Here is a 19,532-nt window from a genome sequence, read left to right as displayed (position 1 = left end):
GCAGTCCCGCACGACTGCATTCGGACATTCCGGAGGCCATGACCCATGACCGGCACCGACAGCACTGACGACTGGCGCGCCACGCGATTGGCGCATGTCCGCACGTTGATCACCCAGGCCGCACCGGGGGCTGTGGAGGAGCGCAAGTGGAAGAAGCCGAGCAACCCGGCTGGCGTGCCCACCTGGTCGCAGGACGGCGTGCTGTTCACCGGCGAGACCTACAGGGACAAGATCAAGATCACCTTCGCCCACGGTGCGAAGTTGGATGACCCTTCCGGCGTGTTCAACGCCAGTCTGGACGGCGGCACCCGCCGCGCCATCGACCTGCATGAAAGCGATGCGCTGGATGAGGCGGCGTTCAAGTCGCTGGTGAAGGCGGCGGTCGCGTTCAACGCCGGCAAGGGCAAGTAGGCCGCCGTGGCCACGAAGAGGGCGCCGGTCAAGCTGCTGTCGGACGGCAACCCGCAGATCCTCAAGGGCGAGGGCGATGCGCCGGTGCAGGCCTATATCGCCGACATGCCGGACTGGAAGCGCGCGGTGGGCGAACGGCTGGATGCCCTGGTCGAAGACGCCGTGCCCGGCGTGCGCAAGGCGGTGAAGTGGAATTCGCCGTTCTATGGCGTGGCAGACAAGGAAGGCTGGTTCCTCAACTTCCATGTGTTCGCGCGCTACATCAAGGTGGCGTTCTTCCGCGGCAGCGCGTTGAAGCCGGTGCCACCCGAGGCATCCAAACACCCGGAGGTGCGCTACCTGCATGTATCCGGGGACGCACCGCTGGACGAGGCGCAGTTCCGGCGCTGGGTGAAGCAGGCCGCCAAGCTCCCCGGTGAGAAGATGTGACCCCCATCCGCGCCGCGCATCGAACTCAGGTTCGATGTCACTGCCGACCCAGACGAGGCCATGACCATGACGACATCCTTCTATCCCATCGGTACCCCGGGCCAACCCTGGGGCGCGCAGGAAAAAGCCGAATGGCGCGCGGCGCAGCGGAAGCAACGCGGTTATGCCGATGAAGTGGTCAGCCTCATCGACAGCCTGCGCGACCGTTTCGACGTGGTGCAGTACGGCGAGCTGGATTACGGCGCGGATGGCCGTTATCCGCTGTTCGCGCTGAAGAGCCGCGACTGGAACTACAAGCTGCCGGTGGCGCTGGTCACCGGCGGCGTGCATGGCTACGAGACCAGTGGCGTGCACGGCGCGCTGCGCTTCGCCGACCGCGATGCGGCGGATTATCCCGGCCGCGCCAACCTGCTGATCGCGCCCTGCGTCAGCCCGTGGGCGTACGAGCGCATCCACCGCTGGAACCCGGATGCGCTGGACCCCAACCGCTCGTTCGTGGCCGACAGTCCGGCCGGCGAATCGGCGGCGTTGATGGCGCTCGTCGCGCCGATCAAGGGCCGCTTCCTTATGCACATCGACCTGCACGAGACCACCGACAGCGACGAAAGCGAGTTCCGCCCGGCGCTGGCCGCGCGCGACGGCAAACCGTTCGCGCCCGGCACGATCCCCGACGGCTTCTATCTGGTCGATGACACGCAAAACCCGCAGCCCGGTTTCCAGCAGGCCATCAACGAGGCGGTGGCGAAGGTGACGCATATCGCGCCGGCCGACCCCGACGGCACCATCATCGGATCCGAAGTGGTGGCGCCGGGGGTCATCGAATACGACTTCGGCGCGCTCGGGCTGTGCGCCGGCATCACCGGTGCACGCTTCACCACCACCACCGAGGTCTATCCGGACAGTCCGCGCGCCACGCCCGCGCAATGCAACGAGGCGCAGGCGGTGGCGGTGCGCGCGGGACTGGACTACGCGCTGGCCGCCGCGCGCTGACGGTCAGGCGGCGCGGACCGCAGCGCGCTTGGGCCGCGCCGGCTTGCGTGCGGCCTGCCGGCGCACCGACTTGAGGAAGCGCAGCGCGGCCTGTTCCCACTGGCGCTCGCCGATGGCGCCCTTGACGTAGCGCGCGAGCGTGCCGTCGCGCCACCCCTGCATCACCGCCGGGTCGATGTAGGCCTTGCGGCAGACCGCGACCGTGTTGCCCAGGCTCTGCGCCACGCCGGCGATGACCTCCTTCTCGATGCGTGCCCATTCGCGTTCCGGGGCGGGCGTGGCGTCGTCGCCTTCGGGCGGCGGCGTCGCAGTGAAGGCGCGGAAGGCTTCCAGCGTGCCGCCCCAGGTGCGGAAATCCTTGGCGGTGAAGGCTTCGCCCATCGCCTCGCGCAACCAGCCGTTAACGTCGTCGGACCCGACCGGGACGCGCTGGCCGTCATCATCGAGATACTGGAACAACGCCTGCCCGGGCAACTGCTGGCAGCGGCGCATGAGGCGCACCAGCCTGGCGTCATCGAGCACCACGTCCTGCACCTGGCCGGACTTGCCGGTGAACTGGAAGCGTGCGCGACCGCCCTTGAGGAAGGCGACGTGGCGGTTGCGCAGCGTGGTCAGGCCGAAGGAGCGGTTCTGCTTCGCGTACTGGCTGTTGCCGATGCGGATGAGGGTGCCGGCCATCACCGCGACCACCATCGCCACCACCTTGTCGCGGCCGAAGCCGGCGGGTTTCAGCGAGGCGCGCAGCGCGCGACGCAGGCGCGGCAGCGATTCCCCGAACGCGATCACGCGCTCGAACTTGCCGCCATCGCGCACGGTGCTCCATTGCGGGTGGTAGCGGTACTGCTTGCGGGTGCGGGCATCGCGGCCGGTGGCCTGCAGGTGGCCGTGCGGATGCGGGCAGATCCAGACCTCGTTCCATGCCGGCGGAATGGCGAGCTTGACGATGCGTTCCAGCGTGTCGCGGTCACGCACCGCCGCGCCATCGGGATCGCGGTAGCTGAAGGTCGCCGCGCGACGCAGCCGCACGATGCCGGGATCGCGCTCACTGACATAACGCAGGCCGGCTTCGCGCGCGGCCTGCTTGGGGTTGGCGGTGTCCTGTGCAGCCATGGCCCGACTGTGGTGGGCGCATGGTCAAGGCGCTGTAAAGCGCGGGCGGGGTGGCTGAATGCTTCATGCCGAGGAGCGCATCGGCTGGCAAGATGGCGCGAGGAAAGACGGCAGGGGAGGCCGCATGAGGGGTTTGAAGAATGTCAGTCATCGTCATGACGATGCACTGTCACGGACGCACTGGGCCTCGGTCGAGGCGCTGCTTGCCGTGTGGTATCGCGGGCAGGGCTGGGCGGTGGATCACTGCGGCACGGGTGCGAATGGACAGGAATTCGATGGCGGCATCGATCTGAAGCTGCGCCGCGCGGACGAATACGTGCTGGTGCAATGCAAGCACTGGAACACGAAAAAGGTGCCGCACAACGATGTGCATCAGTTGCTGGGCGTGATGGTCAATGAAGGCGCAACCGGCGCCATCCTCGTGACCAGCGGGGAGTTCACCGAAGCCGCCAAGGAAGCGGCGAGCAAGCTGGGTCATGTGCAGCTGGTGGATGGCCAGATGCTGCGGGAGATGGTGGGGCCGCTGCCGGAGCCGGAAACTGCCGGTGCTGCCAATGAAGCGCCGGGCGATCTGACATTCCGTGCGCGCCCCACACCGGTGGTGCGACAGCACAGACCGCGTCCCGCCTACGGTTGGCTGGTGTTCTCCGTCATCGCTCTGGTGGTCTTCGGGTTCATCATCCGTGCCCTGTTGATCCGGACCGCTGGCACCGCAGGGCCTGCGCCGATCACCGTATCGTCGGGCGAAGCATCCTCGCAATCCGATGACGAAACCCCGGTTGCGTATGTGTCGCCAAGTGATGAGCAAGCGTCAGTCGATAGCTGCAAGGAAATCATCGACGCGCCTTCAGGCACGTATATCGATCACTGCGCATCGACCAAACCGCTGCCGCCGCAGAGCGCGGCTGAAATCCGTGAATCCCAGCGCCGCGCCGCCGAAGCGATGAAGGTCATCGAAGCCTCGACGCCCGAGATGTAACCGCCGCTACATCACCGCCAACTGCGCATTGGTGAACTGGCCGGGGAACTGGTCGCGGATCTGCAGCTTGCGTTCGATCGACTGCAGGATGAGGTCGGCGAAGCTCACGCCGGCCATCTCGCTGCAGGTGAACAGGTTGCCGGGGCTGAAGACGTTCACCTCGAGGATGGTGTCGCCGATGATGTCGATGCCGACCAGGAACATGCCGTCGGCCTGAAGTTTGGGGCGGATCAGTTCGGCCAGGCGCAGTTCGCGGTCGGTGATCTTGACCGCCTTGGCCTCGCCGCCGGCGTGGATGTTGCTGCGCACGTCGTCTTCCGCGCCCACGCGCCGCATCGCCGCGTACTTGCCATCGATCTGCAGCGGCCAGCCGTTCATCAGGAACAGGCGGATGTCGCCCTTGTCGGCTTCCGGCACGTAGGTCTGCGCGATGAGGTAGCCGTCGCGGCTGATGGCTTCGACCATCTGGTTGAGGTTGCCCTTGGTCTTGCCGCCGTTGAGCAGGAACACGCCTTGCCCGCCGGAGCCCTGCAGCGGCTTGAGCACGATCTTGCCGCCGTGCTTCCTGGCGAAGGCCTTGATGTCGCTGGCGTTGCGGGTGATCAGGGTCTCTGCACGCACTTCGCGCGGGAATGACTGGAAATACAGCTTGTTGATGGCGAGCGAGAGCGAGTCCGGATCGTTCAACACCAGCACGCCGGCTTCGATGGCGCGGCGCCCGAACTGGATGCCGATGTTCTCCGCCCACGGGCGCTTGGCGGCGTCGTTGGCGGGGTCGTTGCGCAGCATCAGCACATCGATGTCGGCCATCGAAATCAATTTCGTCTTCTTGCCGGCGGTCTTGAGCTGCTTGAAGAAGTCGTCGCGGCTGCGCGCCTTGCCCTTGCCGGCGGGGATCACCCGCGCATGCACCTGCAGGCTGTCGTCGGGGCTGACCACGAAATCGCCGGGGGTGACATAGCAGACATCGTGGCCGCGCCGCCAAGCTTCGTGGGCGAGCACGGTGGTGGTGTAGCGCGGGTATTCGGAGTCGAGCGAGTTGACGAAGAAGGCGATCATCATGGCGTGGGGCTCCGCAGCAGGTCGAGGAAAGGGGTGCCGTCGCGCAGGCGGGCCAGCGTGGCCTGGGCGACGGGGCGTTGCAGGAATTCGGGTGTGGCGGCGGGCGGCTGCAACATGCCGCGCAGGCGCAGTTCCTCCACCACAGGGATGTGGCGCTCGGCGATCTTTCCGTACCAGAACGCGTCCAGCGAGCGGCCCTGCGCGACGCGATGCAATACCTGCTGGAAGCCGCGCAGGTAGATGGCGTCCTTGCTGAAACCGCCGGAGCGGAAGATCCGCGCGACGATGTTGAACGCGCCGCGCGAACTGAAACCGTGCGCCTCGTTCAACATGCGATGGCACTGGATGAAGTCGGCGCCGTCGAGCATCGCATCGACGATCAGCACGCGTGCGGCGAGCAGGCGCAGGCGGGCCACGGACAGCCCACCGACCAGGAATTCCGCGAACACGCCGAGGCCTTCCTGGATGCCTTCGTAATCGGCGAGCCCGTGCCCGAAGATGCCGAGCCCCTGCTGGCTGCCGTTGACGTGGGTGAGCAGGTGCACGCCGATCTCGTGCTGCAGCAGCGGATCGACGCGGAACGCGGGCATGCGCGTGGCGGTGGAGATCAGCAGGGACGGGCCGCTGACCATCAATCCCGGCCCGGTATCCGAGCGCAGGCAGGTTTCGGCGATGGCGAACGCGGGTGCTTCTTCGCGGTAGCGCGCGATGACGGCTTCGGCGGCGCCCTGCACGTCTTCCGGACCCGCCGATGCATCGTCATCGCGGGTGGACGCTTCGGTGATCTTCTCCAGCACCAGCTTCGCCTGCGCCAGCAGTTCCGGCTCAACGCCCCCGTACTGCAGCAGCGAGGCGTAGCGGAAGGCCGGGGTGTTGCGACGCTGCAGCATCATCAACTGCTGGTCGAGCTCCAGTTGTTTCTCGCGGAACAGACCTTCCAGCACCGGATCTTCCACGGCGCGCAGGTCGATGCGGTAGAGGTGGCGCTTGAGCACGTCCGGGCTGAAGGCGAGCGGGCGGTACCGGAAGGCGGGCGGCTTCTGCCGCTGGTCGGCCTCGAAGCGCTCGTAGGCTTCCACGCTGTTGATCGGCGACACCGCGAGCAGGAAATCGAAGCTGCCGCTGATCTTCGCCAGCGCGGCATCCGCCTTGGCCGCGGCCTGCAGGAAGCGGCTGCGCCCGAGCGAACGATGATGCGGGCGTCCACCGGGCTTTCCATCGCCATCGCCGTCGGGTGTCGTGTGTTCGATGAAGCTGGCCACGGCGAGCAGCAGCGCGTCGTAGGTGGCGCTTTCCAGCGCGTGGTAGATCAGCGGATAGATGCCGCGGTCGCCGCCGCCGGGCACGCGGTGGATCTGCGGGATGCCGAGCGACAGCCGCGACACGCCCGGATGCCCGGCCAGCAGCGCCTGCAGGCCGGGCGATGCCGGAGGCAGCGGCACTTCGGCGACTTTCGCTTCACGCAGGTCGATGTCGATCGCCTGCAGCGCGCCGTTCAGTGACGTCGCGGCGGCCTGCGCTGCTTCGTCCACCGAGGCGGCCAATTCGAAACGGAAGGGTTCCAGCCGGGGGCTTTCCTCGTCCAGGCTGGCATCGCGCGGCAGGTCGTGCAGGGTGATGACGAGGAAACGCGGATAGTCCTTGTGCAGCAGGTCGAGCAGCGCGTCGGCATGCGCCATCGCATCCACATCGGCCACATCACCGGCCTGCAAGGGCCAGACGATGCTGGACGCGCTGATCGCGGCCACGCGGCGGGCCAGGCTGAAAGCCTCGGTGCCGTGATGGGCCAGCACGATGAAGGGCAGGCGGCGGTCCACATGCACGCGGCCGCCATGTTCCAGGCGCTTGCGCCAGGCGTTCTTGCCGCCCAGATCAGGCGCGGGCGGTTGCTGGTGCGGCGCGGGCAAGGGGCCGGGACCGTTCATGGCGCGGCAGCCAACATTTGGCGGCAGGTATCGGCGCTGGCGCTGATGAAGTCGCGCATCGCACGCAGTTCGTCCGGGTAGGGCTCGCCGCGCCATTCGTCCATGTAGAACTTCTTGAATTCCAGCGCGATGGCGCAGCCTTGCCCGGGATAGCGTTCGTGGACGAAGCGGGTCAGTGCGCCGCGCCCTTCGAAGGCGATGTTCTCGCGCACGTCGAGATGGCGGCCGTTGAAGTCGAAGCCGCGCATCGCCTCCATCAGCGGATCGAGCAGGAAGGCCCACTCGCTGCGCGGCATGGAGAAGGTGCCGATGTTGATGTCCGGTGCCTTGACCTGCGGCGTGGGCGCGGCTTCCGCACCGTCGCGGCGGTGGTTGTAGCTGTGTACGTCGAGCAGCACGAAGCGGCGATGGCGCGATGCGATCTCGTCCAGCGTGTTCGCCATCATCCGGTAGAAGGCGCGGTGGTAGTCCTGCATGCGGGCCAGCAACGCGCCTTCGGGCGGCATGCGCCAGACGTCGAGGCCCCAGCTCTGCGCGGGGATGAGATAGATCGCTTCGTCCAGCGCGCGGTTGAGGTCGGCTTCGAAGCGCGAGCGGTGCACAACGACATGCGAGGGCACGTCGAGCACGGCCTGGCCGGTATGCGGGTCTTCCTCGCGCAGCCGGTCGGCGTCGGGCAGGGTCATCAGTGCCGCGACGCCGGGGTCCAGCCCGTGCCCATCGTGGATGGCGGTGGCGATGACCGCGTCATCGGACAGCGATGCCGTCCACCACGCGCGGTTCGTATCGGTTTCGATGCGCATGCGCCGAGTCTGTCGGCGCCTGCGTCGGCATCATGTGTACGGTGGGGTGCGGCGTTCAGCGAAGCCGCAGCGGTTCCTTCATCCACACATCCACAAAAACCGCTTATTTCGCCGGGGTTTTCCGCATCGCCTGCACGGCGGCCAGGGTCTGCTTGATGTGCGCGTCCGGCTTCATCTCGTCGTGCACGAAGCGGATGGTGCCGTCGGGCGCGATGACGTAGGACACGCGCGATGACCATGAGGGCTTCATCGCCAGCGTGGCTTCGTACTTGGCGGCGATCCTGGCGCCATCGTCGGCGGCGACCGGGAACTTGCCGCCGCAGCGTTCGTTGTCGGCGGAGAACTTGGCGAGCTGGTCGGTATTGCCCGCGGTGATGCCGATGACGCTCGCGCCCGCCTTGCGGAAATCATCGATGGCCTGCGAGAACAGATGGGCCTCGATGTTGCAGCCCGGCGTGTAGGCGGCGGGGAAGAAATACAGCACCACTGGGCCCTTCTTCAGTGCATCGGACAGCTTGAAGGTGAAGGCCTTGCCGGCGAGGTAGGCTGGGGCGGTGAACGCCGGCGCTTTCGTGCCGGGCTTGAGGGCCGGGAAGGCCGGTGCGGCGAAGGTGGCGGCCAGCGCGAGCGCGATGGCGAAGGCGGTGCGTTTCATGGCGATGCTCCAGCGGGATGCCCCGTTATACGCCCGGCAGGCGGGGGGATGCCATGCCGGGCCACCGCAAGCGCGTTCAGCGGCCGAGCTTCACCTTGGCGACATCGTCCTGGTAACTCTTCTTCGGGTCGATGCCGAGCAGGGTCTTGACCCCGGCGAGCAGGCTGTTCTCGTTGAGCCAGATCTCGGCGACGTCGGGTTCGTAGCGGAGCAGGCGCAGCTTGGGATCGGTCTTGCCTTCCTCGTACCACGCGGCGACGAAGGGGTTCCACAGGCGTTCGATGACCGCCGGATCGTTGTCCATAGTCAGCTGGCCGCCGGCGGTGGCGAACAAGGCGTGGTCCTTGGCCGCGAACATCATCAACGCATCCAGCGTCTGGCCGGATTCCAGCGCCTGCGCCAGGTCGTTCTCGCGCGCGGTGAAGAACCAGATCGGGCCGCGCCTGTTTTCCGCCAGCGCGGTCATCGGCTTGGGATAGACGCCGGCCGCGCCGAGCATCACGGTGCGGTCGGATTCCAGCGCTTTCCAGAATTGTTCGGCAAGTTCCTTCTTGGTGGACATCGGCAGGTCTCGTGGGGGAGGGGGCCCCGTTGTAGCCGGTCTGCGGTGAGCGCCGCGTGGGACGCCGCTGAATGCGACGGGGCGCGGTTCAGTAGCCGCCGAAGCTGCCCGCCGCCCCGGGGAATACCACCGGGCTTTCGCTGCCATCGTTGCCCAGTGCGGACACGCCGAAGAAATAGTTGTCGATGACGAGGTTCTTCAATGTGTGGCGGTCCACGTTGCCGACATCGACATGCCGGCTCCATCGCGGCTCATCGGTGGCGCGCCAGTGGATGCGGTAGCCGGCGAGGTTGCTGGCCTGCGTGCCGGCCGGGCGTTGCCACGACAGCGTGGTGTCGGCGCTGACCGCGCCCTCGATCTTGACGCCTGCCGGCGGGGGCGGCGCGGCGGCGAGCGCGGCCAGCGTGACCGCATCGAGTGCGGTGAGGCGCGCGGCGTAGGCGAAATCGACGCCGTCGATGGTGTCGCCGTAGACGCGCTTGGAGCCATCGGCCTGCACTTCGGTGCGCATGTCCTGGTGCTGGCGGTCGTAGTGTTCGTGCGTTTCCATCACCCGCACGGCGGGATAGCCGGCATCGTTGAACGGGCGGTGGTGGCCGCCACGGCCGAAGCGGTCGAGCCGGTACACCAGCATCACATCGAGTCCCGGCACATGACGCGCCTGTTCCTTGATGTAGCGGGCGAGGTTGCGGCTGGGCGAATCCACTTCGCCGCCGGTGAAGCGGCGTTCCTTCGCCTCCGCCGGGGTCTCGGTGGCGCGGGGGCCTTCGGAGAACACGCGGGCGGTGCGGGTGTCGGTGATGCCGTCGATGCCGCGCACGTTGCCGATCATGTCGTTGTTGAGCACGGCGATGATCCGCCAGCCGTTCGCCTTGGCGTGTTCGGCGAGGATGCGGCCGCCGTACAGGCCCTGTTCCTCGCCGGCCAGCGCGGCATAGACAATGGAGCCGGCGAAGCGCTGTTTCGACAGCACGCGCGCGGCTTCCAGCGTGCCGGCGATGCCGCTGGCGTTGTCGTTGGCGCCGGGGGCATCAGTCGTCGCATCCATCACATCGGAGACGCGTGAGTCGATGTCGCCGCTCATGATCGCGTAGCGGTCCGGGTCCAGCGTGCCGCGCTGGATGGCGATGACGTTGCTGATCTCCGTATCGCGCGGGATGCGGGGCTCGCCGGCTTTCACCGTGCCGCGCACGTAGCGCACTTCAAGGCAGCCGTCGCAGTCCTTCGAGATGCGGGTGAACTCATCGAAGATCCAGCGCGTCGCCGCACCGATGCCGCGCGTGTCCGATCTGGTGTCGGACAGCGTGTGGCGGGTGCCGAACGACACCAGCTTGCGGATGTCGGCTTCGATGCGCTGCGCCGAGGGTGCGCGGCCGATGGCATCCAGCCGGGCGTCGTTCGCCTTCGCATCCACCGGCGCGGCCTGCATGGTGAAGGGCAGGGCGGCCAGCAGGCACATCCAGACAAGGGGTTTGGCGCGCATGTCGATGCTCGATAAGGCGATGCGGGATCATGGCACAAGGCCTGTGGGATCATCCCCGCATCCATGCAGGGGAGCGCCATGCCCACTTCGCTCATCGTCGCCGACGATTTCCTCGACAACCCGATGCAGCTGCGCGAGGCCGCGCTGAAACTCGATTACCCCGAAGATTCCGACAGCGCCTATCCCGGTCGCAATTCCACCCAGCGCATCAACGTCAATGGACTGACCGAGCAGGTCGGGCAGATGGTCGGTGAATCGCTGGTGCCGCTCGCGCCGCAGGAAGCGCACGGGCGTTTCCGCATCACCCTGGCCGGCGACCGCGGGCAGGCCGGCGTGCATATCGACCGCGCGCACTGGTCCGGCATCCTCTACCTGAGCCGGAACGAGGACTGCCAGGGCGGCACCGAATTCTTCCGTCACCTGCGCACCGGCACCGACCGCGCGCCCTACAAACCGGGCGAGGCCGAAGCGCTCGGCTATCCATCACCCAAGGCGGCGATCGACGACATCCTCGACCACGACAGCCTGGCGATGGACAAGTGGGAGATGTCGATGCGGGTGCCGATGCGTTTCAACCGGCTGGTGCTGCTGCGGCCGTGGTACTGGCACACGGCGGGCCCGGCGTTCGGCGACACGCTGGAGAACGGGCGGCTGGTCTACCTGATGTTCTGGGCCGCCCGCTGATCAGCGCCGCGCACGCGCCTCGCAGGCGCGATAGCGCTGCTCCACCCGCGTCGCGAACCATTCGGTGGTCAGCTTGCGGGTGATCTTGGGACTTTCCAGCGCGATCTGCGGCAACACCGCACGCGGCAGTGCGCGTCCGGCCTTGCGCTCGGCCAGCGCGTAGAGCTGTTTGTAGAGTCGGGTGTACTGGAATTCGTCGAGGCGGCTGCGTTGCAGGTCGGCGCGGATCTCTTCGTTGCTCATGCCCAATGCCGATGACAGCGATTGCAGCGCGCGTTCGGTGCTGCCGACTTCATCACCCGGCAGGAACAGGTCGCCGTCGCGCACCAGCCGGGTGCCGGATGCCGTGGTCACCGCCGCCTGGAATGCGGCATTGCGGCTGGCGTAGTGGCCAGCGTTGAAATCCGCGAAGCGATAGAGGTGGCGCGGATAGCTGTTGGGATATTTGAGCAGGTGGGCGATGCCGAAATAGAGCCCGCCACGGCGGCTGAAGACTTCGTGGCGGATCGAGGCGCCGGCTTCGTAGGGATAGGGGCGTGCGTTCGACAGGCGTTCGGCGTAGTCGATGCTGACCTGCATCGGGCCACCGGTGCGCACGGGGTTCGCACGCGCCAGCAGGCCGCGCCCGAGCCGGGGCGCCCGCGCGATGATCTGTTCGTAGAGGTCGCTCAGTTCGCGTTCGCTGCGCACGCGCGAGAGCTTGTCGCCGTAGGCCTCGCCATCCGGGGCTTTCAGCAGCAAGGCGCCGGCGACCGCGATCTTCGGCACGCCGTGTTGGCCGGCGCGGCGTTCGATCTCCCCGCGCGCGATGCGGCCCAGGCCCGGCACCGGTGGATCGGCCTTGTAGCCGGATTCCTGCTCGATCACCGCCAGCGTCGCGCACAGATTGGCGGTGGTCGGCGGCAGCTGCAGGGACTGGAAAGCGGACTGGATGTCAGCCGCCCAGCCTGCGCGGTCGCCCAGCGAGGCGGGCATCAGGCGTTGCAGTTGTGCGCGGATTTCGGCGGGCGTGGCCTCGCGCGGGCGCATGTCGGGCGGCGTGCAGGCCGCCAGCGCGGCCACGGCGGCCAGCAGGCCAAGGCGCATCGCAGATCGTGAAGGGAAGCGGATGCGCGGGTTGGAACGTAAGCGGAGGGACATACGCGGCCGGGCCGGGGATATTGCGCCGGAGCATAGCCGCCACGCCGCACGCACGGGCGCGCCAGCATGAACGGCGGGCCAGCGGCGTGCAGCAGGGCTGCCCGTGGGAGAATGCGGGCCCGTTACCGCCCCGGCCCGCCATGCGCCTCAACAAGTTCATCGCCGAATCCGGCCTGTGTTCGCGCCGCGAGGCCGACCGGCTGATCGCCGCCGGCCAGGTGACCATCAACGGCGAGCGCGCGCGCATCGGCGCCGAGCTGACCGAGAACGACACGGTCATGGTCAATGGCGAGCGGCTGGTGCGTCGCGCGGTGGTCGCCGGCAAGCGGCGCCACGTCTACATCGCGCTGAACAAGCCGGTGGGCGTGACCTGCACCACCGAGGAAGGCGTGAAGGGCAACATCGTCGACTGCGTGGGCCACGAGCAGCGCATCTTCCCGATCGGCCGCCTCGACAAGGATTCGGAAGGCCTGATCCTGCTCACCAGCAACGGCGACATCGTCAACGAGATCCTGCGCGCCGAAAACAAGCTGGAAAAGGAATACCTGGTGGCGGTGAACAACCGCATCGAGGACGACTTTCTGCGTGGCATGAGTCGTGGCGTGCCGGTGCACGGGCAGGTCACGCTGCCGTGCAAGACCGGCAAGCTGGGGCCGTACGGCTTCCGCATCACCCTGGTGCAGGGCCTGAACCGGCAGATCCGCCTGATGGCTGCGCACTTCGGTTACCGCGTGAAGCAGCTGGTGCGCGTGCGCATCGGCAACGTCACGCTGGGGCATCTCAAGCCGGGTCAGTGGCGCAACCTCACCGAAGCCGAATTGCGCGGGCTGCTGCCGCGCCGCACCGAGTGGTAGGCGATTGAATATCGGCGCGTCAACGACCGGTTAAGCATCAACGTGTTGCGCCGCCGCACGCCTTGCGGCAGCGCCATCCGTATCCTCCATCGCGACATCGGGAGGCCGGATGAATCAACCCGCATCACACAATGAAGAAGCGCCGCCGTTCGTGGTGCCGTGCCGGACGCTGGGCATGGACGCGCCCTGCCGATGGCTGCGGGCCGGCTGGCGCGACCTGCGCCGCACGCCCGCGCTGACCGCCGTGTTCGGCGCGGTGATCGTGGTGGTCAGCGTGCTGATCGCGGCGCTGGCGTGGAAGCTCGGGCGGTTCGCGCTGCTGGCCACGCTGCTGTCGGGCTTCGTCTTCGTCGCGCCGCTGATCTGCGTGGGCCTGTACTGCGTGAGCCGCGCGCTGGAGCGGGGCGAAGTGCCACGGCTGGCCGATTCCTTCGTGCTGGCGAAACGGGTGATGGGGCAGGCGACGGTGTTCGCGCTGGCGCAGGGCGTGATCATCCTGCTGTGGTCGCGCGCCGGCATGGTGATCACCGCGCTGTCGCCGACCATCGAGGGCGACCGCATCGCGCTGCTGGAATATCTGGCCATCGGCTCGGTGGTGGGCGGGATGTTCGCGGCCCTGACTTTCGCCGTGGCCGCACTATCGCTGCCGCTGATCGCCGACCGCGATGTCGACATGGTCACCGCCGGCGTATCCAGCGTGAACGCGGTGCTGCGCAACAAGGGGCCGATGGCGCTGTGGGCGGCCATCATCATCGTGCTGACGGTGCTCGGCTTCGCCACCGCCTTCATCGGGTTGGGATTGGTGATGCCGTGGCTGGCCTATGCCAGCTGGCATGCGGCGCGCGAAACGCTGGATGCCGAAGCCTGGCCGGCGCTGCCGTGAGGCTCAGGCGCTGATCGCAGCCCGGACGGCGGAAGGCAGTTCGCCCAGCCGGTCCTTCGACACCCAGCCGTTGGAGGCCTTGATGCTTTTGGCCAGCGCCGGGTCGTCGATGTGCAGGTCGCCGATGCAGAACAGGAAGGGAATCGCCGGCATCCGCCTGCGCACCCAGCCGAAGGCCTCGATGCCGGTATAGCCGGGCAGCCGCGAATCGCAGATCACCAGTGACCACTGGTCGCAGTCGAGGGCGGCGTCGAGTTCCGCGCGCAGTTCCACCCGGTGCAGCTCGTGCACGATGCCGGCATCGTCCAGTTCGAAGGCGATCAGCTCGGCGTCGTCGGCGTTGTCTTCGATCAGCAGGATGCGCAGGGGTTGCATGAAATGCGTATGCACCCGGTCAGTCGTGCTGCGGGCGCTGGTTGAACACGGCCCAGAAACGGCCGAGCGTCTTCACCGCTTCGAAGAACTGCATCACATCGACCGGCTTCACCACATAGGCATTCACGCCGAGGTTCCAGCTGTGGGCCAGGTCGCTCTCTTCGCGCGACGAGGACAGGATGACCACCGGGATGTGCTTGAGCTCCTCGTTGTCGCGGATGCGTTGCAGCACTTCCAGCCCGTCCATGCGCGGCATCTTGATGTCGAGCAGCAGCACCGACGGATGCCCCGGTTCGCGATCGGCGAAGCGGCCCTGCCGCAGCAGGAAGTCCATCACTTCCACGCCGTCTTCGACATGGACGATGGGATTGGCCAGGTTGGCTTCGCGCAGCGCGTCGATGGCCATCTCCGCGTCGGCGGGGCTGTCTTCGGCAAGCAGGATCGGCAGGATGTCCTTCATCGAATTCCTTGGTGTGTTCAGTGCGAGGCGGGCAGGGCCGGCGACGGATTGTCCAGCATCGCAGGAAGGGTAAACCGGAACGTACTGCCGCGGTCAACTTCCGATTCAGCCGAAATCTGGCCGCCATGCCGCATGAGCACGCGCTGGACGCTGGCCAGGCCGATGCCGGTACCCGGGAATTCGTTGGCCTTGTGCATGCGCTGGAACACGCCGAACAGTTTGCCCGCGTATTGCATGTCGAAGCCGACGCCGTTGTCCTTCACGGTGAATTCGTGGCGGCCGTCATCCAGGCGGCGATGGCTGATGTCGATGACCGTGCGCTCGCGCGGGCCGCTGTACTTGACCGCGTTGCCCATCAGGTTGAGCCAGACCTGCCGCATCATGTTCTCGTCCGAGACCACGATGGGCAACGGACCGACGTTCCACTCGATGCGACGACCGGGCGTGTCGGCGGCCACGTTCGCATCCAGCAGGGCGCGTGTCTCGGCGACCAGTGACTGCATGTCCACCGCCTGCAGGCGGAGCGCGCTGCGCCCGAGCCGCGAATACACCAGCAGGTCGTCGATGAGCGCCGCCATGCGCTTGGCCGAGGCGTCGATGGTCGCGATGTAGTGGCGTGTGCGCTCGTCGCCAACGTCGCCGAGATGCTGCTTGAGCTTGTCGGCGAATCCCGCGATATGCCGCAGCGGTGCACGCAGGTCGTGCGAGACGGAGTAGCTGAAGGCCTCCAGCTCGCGATTGACGTCGGACACCTGTTCGATCTTGCCTTCGAGTTGCTGGTTGAGCTCCGAGATCTCGCGCTCCGAAGCCTTCTGCGTGGTGATGTCGCTGAGCGTGAGCAGGGCGACCTCTTCGTCACTGTCGGGCAGGGACATGCGGCGGGCGTTGAGCAGCATGATGCGGTCGATGCCGTCGCGGGTGGTCTGCTGGATCTCGAAATCCCACAGTTCGCGGCCACGGCTCAGCACGTCGCGCAGACGCTGTGTGACCCCGTGGCCGGTCCATGCATCGCCGCCGATCTCGCCGATGGAGAGCCCGTCGATGGGCGTACTTTCGTCGCCATCGCCATAGAGCTCGTCGAAGGCGGTGTTGTGCATCACCACGCGCTGCTCGTGGTCGATCAGCGCGATGGGTTCGCGGATCGACTGCATCACCGTCAATGCGCGCAGGTTGGCGCGATTGGCCTGCTGCTCGGCCGCGGCGCGTCCGCGCTGGTGCCGGAGCGCCATCCACAGCAGCAGGCTGAGCAGGGCAAGCTGGACCAGCATGGCCGCCAGCGAGAAGCGTTCGCCCTGGCGTCGCAGGGTGGTCGCCTGCCGAGTGCGTTGGGCGAGCAGTATCTGTTCTTCCTTGAGCACGCCGACGGCGGCGCCACGCATCGGGAACTCGTTGACCATCATCGCCAGCAGGCGCTTGCGTTCGGCGGGGTCGGTGGCATTGATGATGCGCTGACTCAGCTGCTCGCGCTGTAGGATGCGCGTGCGCAACTCGCCCACCTGCAGCTGCTGGCGCGGATTGTCGAGTGTGATGTCCACTAGCTGACGGATCAGCGGCGGGATGGCCTGCTCGCTCTCGGCGACACGGCGACGCGCGTTGGGAACGTCGACCCCCGCGGTGATCGTGGCGGCGGCGGATTCGAGGTCGCGCACCTGGAACAGCAACTGGCTGGCGACGGATTCGACTTCGCGGGTGTGCGCCAGCATCAGGTCGGCATCCTGGATGCGCTGGTTGGCCTGTCGCAACAGCAGGAACGGCGCCACCACGATGAAGGCGACGAAGGCGTAGAGCAGCCACTGGAAGCGCCAGAAGTTCATGCGACCCTTGAGTGATGGAGGAGGTGAATCTTCCGCATCATCCTTGACGCCCGGCCATCATTCAACGGAATGCAGGCACGCGCTTACCATCGTCCCTCCATTACCCGAAGCGTGTTCATGAACGTGAGTGACGAAGGCGGGCACGAAGGCAGGCAGGACCCCTTGGCGGGGATGCGCGGGCTGCAGGTCGCCCCGCGTCGCCCGGACAGTTGGCTGAGTGAAGCCGAGATACGTGCACGGGCCCGTCGGCGCAGCGTCATCTATCTCGCCGTGGCCGCGGTCTGCGCGGTGCTGTTCGTGGTGCTGATCGTGCTGCTGATGGAGCGCACGCGCTGGAGCGCCGGCAGTTCGGAGGACGAAGCGGCCCTGCGTGAAGCACGCCGGGAAGCGCCGGCCGCGCGCTAGCATGCCGGCACCCTGACCACGCGCGATATCGCCATGCCCAATGCCACCCTTCTCAAGTTCCTGGCGTTGCTGACCATCTCCAACGTCTTCATGAACCTGGCGTGGTACGGCCACCTCAAGTTCAAGGGCAGCCCGCTGTGGATCGCCATCGTGGCCAGCTGGGGGCTCGCGTTCTTCGAATACTGCTTCATGGTGCCCGGCAACCGCATCGGCTCCAGCGTGATGACATTGAGCCAGATGAAGATCCTGCAGGAATGCATCACGCTTGCCGTCTTCAGCGTGGTGGCGTGGCTGGTGTTTGGCGAACAGATGAAGTGGAACACCGTGGCGTCCTACCTGTGCCTGGTCGCGGCGGTCGGCTTTGCGTTCTGGGGCCGGCGCTGAGCCCGTAAAATGCGCGCGATGAAGCTGAATATCGCCGCCTACCTGTTCGTGGACATCGCCGATGTACCCGCCGTGGCCGAGGCCATCCGTTCGCAGTGCGAGGCGCGTGGCCTGCTCGGCAGCGTGCTGGTGGCGGGCGAGGGCATCAACCTGTTCCTGGCCGGCGGCGAGGCCGATGTGCGCGGTTTCCTTGGCTGGCTGCGGGGCGATGCACGCTTCGAAGGCATCGTGGCGAAGGAGAGCTGGAGCACGCATGTGCCGTTCGCGCGGCTCAAGGTGAAGGAGAAGCGCGAGATCGTGCCGTTCGCCGGCCGTGCTGCGGGCGTCGGCGAAGCACGCGCGCCGGGCGTGGATGCGTTGACGCTGCAGCGCTGGATCCGCGCCGGCCATGACGATGAAGGCAAGCCGCTGTTGCTGCTCGATACCCGCAACCGCGAGGAGTTCGGACACGGCACCTTCCACGGCGCATTGACCTTGCCCATCGACAACTTCAACGACCTGCCGGCGGCGGTCGAAGCCATCCGCGACGAACTGCGCGACGCCACCGTGGTGAGCTTCTGCACCGGCGGCATCCGTTGCGAAAAGGCGGCGCCGTGGATGCGCGGCATCGGGCTGGACAACGTGCTGCAGCTGGAGGGCGGCATCCTCCGCTACTTCGAGGAAGTGGGCGGCGAAGGCTATGACGGCGCCTGCTTCGTCTTCGACGAGCGCATCGCGCTGGACCCGGCGCTCAAGCCGGTGCGCGATGAACCCGTGCCCGCGCCGGAGGTGCAGCGATGAATTTCGATCCGGCGATGCTGGTGCCGATCGTCATCGCCGTGGTGATCGGCTGGCTGATCGCCAAGGTGGTGGGTTTCGCGCTGAAGGTGACGCTGTGGTGCGCGCTCGCTGCAGTGGCTTATTACTTCTTCGCGCAGGTGTTCGGCTGGCCGTTGCCGGCCTTCATGCACTGAGTCAGAGCGCCATGCCTGCCGCGCGGCCCGAGGCCCAGGCCCACTGGAAGTTGTAGCCGCCCAGCCAGCCGGTGACATCCACCACCTCGCCGATGAAATACAGACCGGGCATGTGCTTCGACATCATCGTGCTGGATGACAAACCGTCGGTATCCACGCCGCCCAGGGTGACTTCGGCGGTGCGGTAGCCCTCGGTGCCGCTGGCGACCAGCGGCCATGCCGACAGCGTGGCGGCCAGCGTCTCCAGTTCGCGCGGGGTGTATTGGCGCATCGATTTGTTGGGCAGCCCGTGTTCGATCAGCCGTTGCGCGAAGCGCTTCGGCAGCACCTCGCCGAGCAGGGTCTGCAGCTGGGCGTCGCGGCGCGTCGCAGTCCAGTCATCCAGCAATGCGCGTGCGTCCACGCCGGGCAGCAGGTCGATGGTGAGCGCATCGCCTTCGCGCCAGTACGAACTGATCTGCAGGATGGCCGGCCCGCTCACCCCGCGATGGGTGAGCAGCATCGCGTTGCGGAAGCTGACCTTGCCGCAATGCACTTCGACCGGCAGCGACAGGCCGCTCAGGTCGGCCAGCCGTTCGAGGTGCGTGCCCGACAGCGTCAACGGCACCAGGCCGGCGCGGGTGGGCAGCACTTCATGGCCGAACTGCCGCGCGATCTGGTAGCCGAAGCCGGTGGCGCCCATGCGCGGGATCGACAACCCACCGCAGGCGACGACCAGCGCCGGCGCGCTGCACGCACCCTGCGAGGTACGCAGCGTGAAGCCGCCATCGCCATGTTCGATATTTTCAACGCTGCAGCCGGTGCTGATCTCCACGTCGGCCCATTCGCATTCGTCCAGCAGCATCCGCACGATCTGCTTTGACGACTCGTCGCAGAACAGCTGGCCAAGCTCCTTCTCGTGCCAGGTGATGCCGTGGCGCTCGACCATCTCGATGAAGTCGGCCGGGGTGTAACGCGCCAGTGCCGACTTGCAGAAATGCGGGTTGGCCGAGAGGTATTGCGCGGGCGTGGCGCCGGTATTGGTGAAGTTGCAGCGGCCACCGCCCGACATCAGGATCTTCTTGCCGCAGCGTTCGGCATGTTCGATCACCCGGACGCGCAGGCCACGCTGGCCGGCGGTCAGCGCGCACATCAGCCCGGCCGCGCCGCCGCCGATGATGAGGACGTCGTA

At 67.0% G+C, this 19,532-nt stretch carries 23 protein-coding genes; 11 read left to right on the top strand and 12 right to left on the bottom strand.

Annotated elements, in window-relative coordinates:
• The first annotated feature begins 45 nt into the window (after positions 1-45).
• The 3 genes from DCD74_RS05040 (at position 46) to DCD74_RS05030 (ending at position 1,830) form a co-directional block, all read left to right on the top strand.
• Positions 46-411 (top strand): DUF1801 domain-containing protein, encoded by a 366-nt coding sequence (locus tag DCD74_RS05040; RefSeq protein ID WP_112926358.1) that lies wholly within the window; start codon positions 46-48, stop codon positions 409-411.
• A gap of 6 nt (positions 412-417) precedes the next feature.
• A complete protein-coding gene (locus DCD74_RS05035) occupies positions 418-840 on the top strand; it encodes a DUF1801 domain-containing protein (protein ID WP_237049657.1) in 423 nt (140 codons plus the stop codon).
• 66 nt (positions 841-906) lie between these two features.
• Positions 907-1,830, top strand: coding sequence for a M14 family metallopeptidase (locus DCD74_RS05030; protein WP_112926357.1), 924 nt, complete (start codon positions 907-909; stop codon positions 1,828-1,830).
• A 3-nt stretch (positions 1,831-1,833) separates the two neighbouring features.
• Here DCD74_RS05030 and DCD74_RS05025 read toward each other — a convergent pair whose 3' ends face one another.
• Complete coding sequence (locus DCD74_RS05025) at positions 1,834-2,940, bottom strand: DNA topoisomerase IB (RefSeq protein ID WP_112926356.1); 1,107 nt, start codon at positions 2,938-2,940, stop codon at positions 1,834-1,836.
• A gap of 124 nt (positions 2,941-3,064) precedes the next feature.
• Between DCD74_RS05025 and DCD74_RS05020 the strand changes: the two genes are divergently transcribed.
• On the top strand, positions 3,065-3,919 hold the full coding sequence (locus DCD74_RS05020; RefSeq protein WP_217424288.1) for a restriction endonuclease: 855 nt from the start codon (positions 3,065-3,067) through the stop codon (positions 3,917-3,919).
• Between the two features lie 6 nt (positions 3,920-3,925).
• Here DCD74_RS05020 and DCD74_RS05015 read toward each other — a convergent pair whose 3' ends face one another.
• The 6 genes from DCD74_RS05015 to DCD74_RS04990 form a co-directional block, all read right to left on the bottom strand.
• Positions 3,926-4,981, bottom strand: a complete 1,056-nt coding sequence (locus DCD74_RS05015; RefSeq protein WP_112926354.1) for a glutathione synthetase — start codon at positions 4,979-4,981, stop codon at positions 3,926-3,928.
• On the bottom strand, positions 4,978-6,906 hold the full coding sequence (locus DCD74_RS05010; protein ID WP_162615907.1) for a flavohemoglobin expression-modulating QEGLA motif protein: 1,929 nt from the start codon (positions 6,904-6,906) through the stop codon (positions 4,978-4,980). Before DCD74_RS05010 ends, DCD74_RS05015 begins: the two co-directional genes overlap by 4 nt.
• Positions 6,903-7,709, bottom strand: coding sequence for an N-formylglutamate amidohydrolase (locus DCD74_RS05005; protein WP_112926352.1), 807 nt, complete (start codon positions 7,707-7,709; stop codon positions 6,903-6,905). The genes DCD74_RS05010 and DCD74_RS05005 overlap by 4 nt, the downstream gene beginning before the upstream one ends.
• Positions 7,710-7,812: 103 nt before the next feature.
• Positions 7,813-8,364 carry a peroxiredoxin gene (locus DCD74_RS05000; RefSeq protein ID WP_112926351.1) on the bottom strand — a complete coding sequence of 184 codons (552 nt, stop codon included), beginning with the start codon at positions 8,362-8,364 and terminating at the stop codon, positions 7,813-7,815.
• 76 nt (positions 8,365-8,440) lie between these two features.
• Positions 8,441-8,926 carry a pyridoxamine 5'-phosphate oxidase family protein gene (locus DCD74_RS04995; protein ID WP_112926350.1) on the bottom strand — a complete coding sequence of 162 codons (486 nt, stop codon included), beginning with the start codon at positions 8,924-8,926 and terminating at the stop codon, positions 8,441-8,443.
• A gap of 88 nt (positions 8,927-9,014) precedes the next feature.
• On the bottom strand, positions 9,015-10,409 hold the full coding sequence (locus DCD74_RS04990) for a M28 family metallopeptidase (protein WP_112926349.1): 1,395 nt from the start codon (positions 10,407-10,409) through the stop codon (positions 9,015-9,017).
• 78 nt (positions 10,410-10,487) lie between these two features.
• Here DCD74_RS04990 and DCD74_RS04985 point away from each other — a divergent pair, with 78 nt between their 5' ends.
• Positions 10,488-11,093: a DUF6445 family protein gene (locus tag DCD74_RS04985; protein WP_112926348.1), complete on the top strand. Its 606-nt coding sequence runs from the start codon at positions 10,488-10,490 to the stop codon at positions 11,091-11,093.
• Here the strand turns inward: DCD74_RS04985 and DCD74_RS04980 are convergent, their stop codons facing one another.
• Entirely contained in the window at positions 11,094-12,179 is a 1,086-nt protein-coding gene (locus tag DCD74_RS04980) for a DUF1615 domain-containing protein (RefSeq protein WP_112926347.1), read from the bottom strand.
• 194 nt (positions 12,180-12,373) lie between these two features.
• Between DCD74_RS04980 and DCD74_RS04975 the strand changes: the two genes are divergently transcribed.
• Entirely contained in the window at positions 12,374-13,087 is a 714-nt protein-coding gene (locus tag DCD74_RS04975) for a pseudouridine synthase (protein WP_112926346.1), read from the top strand.
• Positions 13,088-13,196: 109 nt separating this feature from the next.
• Positions 13,197-13,970, top strand: coding sequence for a DUF2189 domain-containing protein (locus DCD74_RS04970; protein ID WP_112926345.1), 774 nt, complete (start codon positions 13,197-13,199; stop codon positions 13,968-13,970).
• 3 nt (positions 13,971-13,973) lie between these two features.
• On the opposite strand, the gene DCD74_RS04965 is transcribed toward DCD74_RS04970, so the two are convergent.
• From DCD74_RS04965 to DCD74_RS04955, 3 genes are read right to left on the bottom strand one after another with little or no spacing between them, the layout of a single operon-like run.
• Entirely contained in the window at positions 13,974-14,360 is a 387-nt protein-coding gene (locus tag DCD74_RS04965; protein WP_112926344.1) for a DNA-binding transcriptional response regulator, read from the bottom strand.
• Positions 14,361-14,364: 4 nt separating this feature from the next.
• Positions 14,365-14,805, bottom strand: a complete 441-nt coding sequence (locus DCD74_RS04960) for a response regulator (RefSeq protein WP_112926343.1) — start codon at positions 14,803-14,805, stop codon at positions 14,365-14,367.
• Positions 14,806-14,822: 17 nt separating this feature from the next.
• Positions 14,823-16,619 carry a sensor histidine kinase gene (locus DCD74_RS04955; protein ID WP_112926342.1) on the bottom strand — a complete coding sequence of 599 codons (1,797 nt, stop codon included), beginning with the start codon at positions 16,617-16,619 and terminating at the stop codon, positions 14,823-14,825.
• A gap of 117 nt (positions 16,620-16,736) precedes the next feature.
• Here DCD74_RS04955 and DCD74_RS04950 point away from each other — a divergent pair, with 117 nt between their 5' ends.
• From DCD74_RS04950 to DCD74_RS12635, 4 genes are read left to right on the top strand one after another with little or no spacing between them, the layout of a single operon-like run.
• Positions 16,737-17,024, top strand: coding sequence for a hypothetical protein (locus tag DCD74_RS04950; protein WP_112926341.1), 288 nt, complete (start codon positions 16,737-16,739; stop codon positions 17,022-17,024).
• A gap of 33 nt (positions 17,025-17,057) precedes the next feature.
• Positions 17,058-17,408, top strand: a complete 351-nt coding sequence (locus tag DCD74_RS04945; protein WP_112926340.1) for a DMT family protein — start codon at positions 17,058-17,060, stop codon at positions 17,406-17,408.
• An 18-nt stretch (positions 17,409-17,426) separates the two neighbouring features.
• Positions 17,427-18,188 carry a sulfurtransferase gene (locus DCD74_RS04940; protein WP_112927669.1) on the top strand — a complete coding sequence of 254 codons (762 nt, stop codon included), beginning with the start codon at positions 17,427-17,429 and terminating at the stop codon, positions 18,186-18,188.
• Positions 18,185-18,361, top strand: a complete 177-nt coding sequence (locus tag DCD74_RS12635) for a hypothetical protein (protein WP_162615905.1) — start codon at positions 18,185-18,187, stop codon at positions 18,359-18,361. The genes DCD74_RS04940 and DCD74_RS12635 overlap by 4 nt, the downstream gene beginning before the upstream one ends.
• A 1-nt stretch (position 18,362) precedes the next feature.
• Here the strand turns inward: DCD74_RS12635 and DCD74_RS04935 are convergent, their stop codons facing one another.
• Positions 18,363-19,493 carry a BaiN/RdsA family NAD(P)/FAD-dependent oxidoreductase gene (locus DCD74_RS04935; protein WP_112927668.1) on the bottom strand — a complete coding sequence of 377 codons (1,131 nt, stop codon included), beginning with the start codon at positions 19,491-19,493 and terminating at the stop codon, positions 18,363-18,365.
• Positions 19,494-19,532 lie beyond the last annotated feature (39 nt).

The sequence above is a fragment of the Lysobacter oculi genome, from assembly GCF_003293695.1.
Lineage (GTDB): Bacteria > Pseudomonadota > Gammaproteobacteria > Xanthomonadales > Xanthomonadaceae > Solilutibacter > Solilutibacter oculi.
The sequence above is the reverse complement of the archived record's forward strand: the minus strand, read 5'-3'. Positions and strand labels throughout refer to the sequence as shown.

Excerpts from the sequence above, each read along its gene's own strand:
- DCD74_RS04975 (WP_112926346.1), top strand. The coding sequence starts at position 12,374 with ATGCGCCTCAACAAGTTCATCGCCGAATCCGGCCTGTGTTCGCGCCGC.
- DCD74_RS04950 (WP_112926341.1), top strand. The coding sequence starts at position 16,737 with ATGAACGTGAGTGACGAAGGCGGGCACGAAGGCAGGCAGGACCCCTTG.
- DCD74_RS05005 (WP_112926352.1), bottom strand. The coding sequence starts at position 7,709 with ATGCGCATCGAAACCGATACGAACCGCGCGTGGTGGACGGCATCGCTG.
- DCD74_RS05030 (WP_112926357.1), top strand. The coding sequence starts at position 907 with ATGACGACATCCTTCTATCCCATCGGTACCCCGGGCCAACCCTGGGGC.
- DCD74_RS04985 (WP_112926348.1), top strand. The coding sequence starts at position 10,488 with ATGCCCACTTCGCTCATCGTCGCCGACGATTTCCTCGACAACCCGATG.
- DCD74_RS04970 (WP_112926345.1), top strand. The coding sequence starts at position 13,197 with ATGAATCAACCCGCATCACACAATGAAGAAGCGCCGCCGTTCGTGGTG.
- DCD74_RS05015 (WP_112926354.1), bottom strand. The coding sequence starts at position 4,981 with ATGATGATCGCCTTCTTCGTCAACTCGCTCGACTCCGAATACCCGCGC.
- DCD74_RS05040 (WP_112926358.1), top strand. The coding sequence starts at position 46 with ATGACCGGCACCGACAGCACTGACGACTGGCGCGCCACGCGATTGGCG.
- DCD74_RS04945 (WP_112926340.1), top strand. The coding sequence starts at position 17,058 with ATGCCCAATGCCACCCTTCTCAAGTTCCTGGCGTTGCTGACCATCTCC.
- DCD74_RS05000 (WP_112926351.1), bottom strand. The coding sequence starts at position 8,364 with ATGAAACGCACCGCCTTCGCCATCGCGCTCGCGCTGGCCGCCACCTTC.
- DCD74_RS04955 (WP_112926342.1), bottom strand. The coding sequence starts at position 16,619 with ATGAACTTCTGGCGCTTCCAGTGGCTGCTCTACGCCTTCGTCGCCTTC.
- DCD74_RS04995 (WP_112926350.1), bottom strand. The coding sequence starts at position 8,926 with ATGTCCACCAAGAAGGAACTTGCCGAACAATTCTGGAAAGCGCTGGAA.
- DCD74_RS04980 (WP_112926347.1), bottom strand. The coding sequence starts at position 12,179 with ATGCGCCTTGGCCTGCTGGCCGCCGTGGCCGCGCTGGCGGCCTGCACG.
- DCD74_RS04935 (WP_112927668.1), bottom strand. The coding sequence starts at position 19,493 with ATGTGCGCGCTGACCGCCGGCCAGCGTGGCCTGCGCGTCCGGGTGATC.
- DCD74_RS05025 (WP_112926356.1), bottom strand. The coding sequence starts at position 2,940 with ATGGCTGCACAGGACACCGCCAACCCCAAGCAGGCCGCGCGCGAAGCC.
- DCD74_RS04960 (WP_112926343.1), bottom strand. The coding sequence starts at position 14,805 with ATGAAGGACATCCTGCCGATCCTGCTTGCCGAAGACAGCCCCGCCGAC.
- DCD74_RS05020 (WP_217424288.1), top strand. The coding sequence starts at position 3,065 with ATGAGGGGTTTGAAGAATGTCAGTCATCGTCATGACGATGCACTGTCA.
- DCD74_RS04990 (WP_112926349.1), bottom strand. The coding sequence starts at position 10,409 with ATGCGCGCCAAACCCCTTGTCTGGATGTGCCTGCTGGCCGCCCTGCCC.
- DCD74_RS05010 (WP_162615907.1), bottom strand. The coding sequence starts at position 6,906 with ATGAACGGTCCCGGCCCCTTGCCCGCGCCGCACCAGCAACCGCCCGCG.
- DCD74_RS12635 (WP_162615905.1), top strand. The coding sequence starts at position 18,185 with ATGAATTTCGATCCGGCGATGCTGGTGCCGATCGTCATCGCCGTGGTG.
- DCD74_RS04940 (WP_112927669.1), top strand. The coding sequence starts at position 17,427 with ATGAAGCTGAATATCGCCGCCTACCTGTTCGTGGACATCGCCGATGTA.